This is a genomic window from Streptomyces turgidiscabies Car8 (assembly GCF_000331005.1).
Taxonomy (GTDB): Bacteria; Actinomycetota; Actinomycetes; order Streptomycetales; family Streptomycetaceae; genus Streptomyces; species Streptomyces turgidiscabies.
Genome location: NZ_AEJB01000363.1, coordinates 1 through 2,381, shown reverse-complemented (window position 1 = coordinate 2,381; position 2,381 = coordinate 1). Strand labels below are relative to the sequence as shown.

General features: G+C 69.1%; 2 protein-coding genes. One reads left to right on the top strand and one right to left on the bottom strand.

What is annotated here, in order from left to right:
• On the bottom strand, window positions 1–875 hold an 875-nt coding region (locus tag STRTUCAR8_RS27450; protein WP_006379336.1), incomplete at its 3' end, for a diacylglycerol kinase family protein.
• Window positions 876–1,071: 196 nt separating this feature from the next.
• Here STRTUCAR8_RS27450 and STRTUCAR8_RS27445 point away from each other — a divergent pair.
• The gene (locus STRTUCAR8_RS27445) at window positions 1,072–2,355 is read left to right on the top strand and encodes an adenylosuccinate synthase (RefSeq protein WP_006379335.1); all 1,284 of its coding nucleotides are present in this window, start codon (window positions 1,072–1,074) and stop codon (window positions 2,353–2,355) included.
• Window positions 2,356–2,381 lie beyond the last annotated feature (26 nt).

Genomic DNA, 2,381 nt, shown 5'->3' with positions numbered 1-2,381 from the left:
AGCCCCCACGCTCCCTCCCGCACCACCCACGTCCGCCGCCGCACAGGCCCGCTCACCAGGCCCGCGTCCGCCCGGTACCGAAAATCCGCGCCCGACACCGTCACCCGCGAGCCCACCGCCCCCAGCGGAGACGCCTCCGCGCCCACGGACACCGGACGCACCTCCACCCGTGCGCCTCCGGACCTTCCCGGGGTCAGGGTCACCGCCTCGACCGGCTGGTCCAGGTCCACGAGGGTCACCCCGTCCACCTCGACGCGCAGCCGCGACGGGCCGAGGCTGCCCGGTACCGGGGCCATCCGGGGACCCCGCGCCCCTCGGACGGGCCGGGTCGCCAGGGTCCGTACCAGGGACTGGCAGGTCCGCAGCCAGGGATGGGACGCGGCCCCGGCGGCCTCCTCGGCCTCCAGCTCACCGGCGCCGTCGGCCGGACCCCGTAGCGCCGGAATGCGCACCGCGCCCACCACCACGCCGTCGCTGTCGTCGACGAGAAGGTCCAGTCGGCGTTCGGCGCCCTCCAGGACTGCCCGCGCCGCCGCCACCGCGCCCGTGGGCACGCCCAGCGAACGGGCCAGGGACAGGACACCGAACGCCCCCACCGGGACGACGGACAGCGCACATCCGGCCAGTTCCCGCTGCCGGTGCAGCAGGGCCACCGTACGCAGCAGGGCCCGGTCGTCGCCGATCACCACCGGCCTTCGGGACCCCCTCCTGGCCAGCGCCCGAGCGAATTCCTCGGGCCCGTCCGGGAGGCACACCTTTGTCCTCGCACCCGCGCTGAGCACGTCTTTCGCGATTCGTACAGACTCGCCGTCCGTCCGCCGGGCGACCGGGTCGATGACCACGAAAAGCTGGTCGGAAGTCGCCACCTCGGTCATGCCTCGCTTCCTCGGGTAGCATCTTTGTGCAAGAGCCCCTTGCGCTATTGCGCCAGGGGCTTGGTCTATTCCGGGGCATCCGGGTCCGATGGGTCAGCGGCCGACGAAGGTCGCCGGGGTACGAGGCATGAGCCGTGAGCTCAGACGCGTACACCCCTGGCCTTGGACATGCCCCGCCCGGAAGGGGTGTACGCGCGTGCCCGCACTTGTGCTGCTCGGTGCTCAGTGGGGTGACGAAGGTAAGGGGAAGGCCACAGACCTGCTTGGCGGGTCTGTGGACTATGTGGTGCGCTACCAGGGCGGCAACAACGCCGGCCACACGGTAGTCGTGGGCGATCAGAAGTACGCCCTGCACCTCCTCCCTTCCGGAATCCTCACACCTGAATGCACACCCGTCATCGGCAACGGCGTCGTCGTCGACCCGTCGGTCCTGTTCTCCGAGCTGAACGGGCTGAACGAGCGAGGCGTCGACACGTCCAAGCTCCTGATCAGCGGTAACGCTCACATCATCACCCCGTACAACGTGACCGTCGACAAGGTGACGGAACGCTTCCTCGGGAAGCGGAAGATCGGCACGACGGGCCGAGGCATCGGTCCGACGTACGCCGACAAGATCAACCGGGTCGGTATCCGGGTCCAGGACCTGTACGACGAGTCGATCCTGACGCAGAAGGTCGAGGCGGCGCTGGACGGCAAGAACCAGCTCCTCACCAAGGTCTTCAACCGCCGCGCGATCGAGGTCGACCAGATCGTCGAGGAACTCCTCACCTACGCGGACCGCCTCAAGCCGTACGTCGCCGACACCGTCCTGGTCCTCAACAAGGCCCTCGACGACGACAAGGTGGTCCTCTTCGAGGGCGGCCAGGGCACGCTCCTGGACATCGACCACGGCACGTACCCCTTCGTCACGTCGTCCAACCCGACGGCGGGCGGTGCCTGCACGGGTGCGGGCGTCGGCCCGACGAAGATCAGCCGGGTCATCGGCATCCTCAAGGCGTACACGACCCGCGTCGGCGCCGGTCCCTTCCCGACCGAGCTCTTCGACGAGGACGGTGACGCGCTGCGCCGCATCGGCCACGAGCGGGGCGTCACCACCGGCCGTGACCGGCGCTGCGGCTGGTTCGACGCGGTCATCGCCCGCTACGCGACCCGCGTGAACGGCCTGACCGACTTCTTCCTCACCAAGCTCGACGTCCTCACCGGCTGGGAGGAGATCCCGGTCTGCGTGGCGTACGAGATCGACGGCAAGCGCGTCGAGGAACTCCCGTACTCCCAGACGGACTTCCACCACGCGAAGCCGATCTACGAGACCCTCCCCGGCTGGTCGGAGGACATCACGAAGGCCAAGTCGTTCTCGGACCTCCCGAAGAACGCCCAGGCGTACGTGAAGGCGCTGGAGGAGATGTCCGGCGCGCCGATCTCCGCGATCGGTGTCGGCCCGGGCCGCACGGAGACGATCGAGATCAACTCGTTCATCTGACGATCATCTCGTTCATCTGACACAGA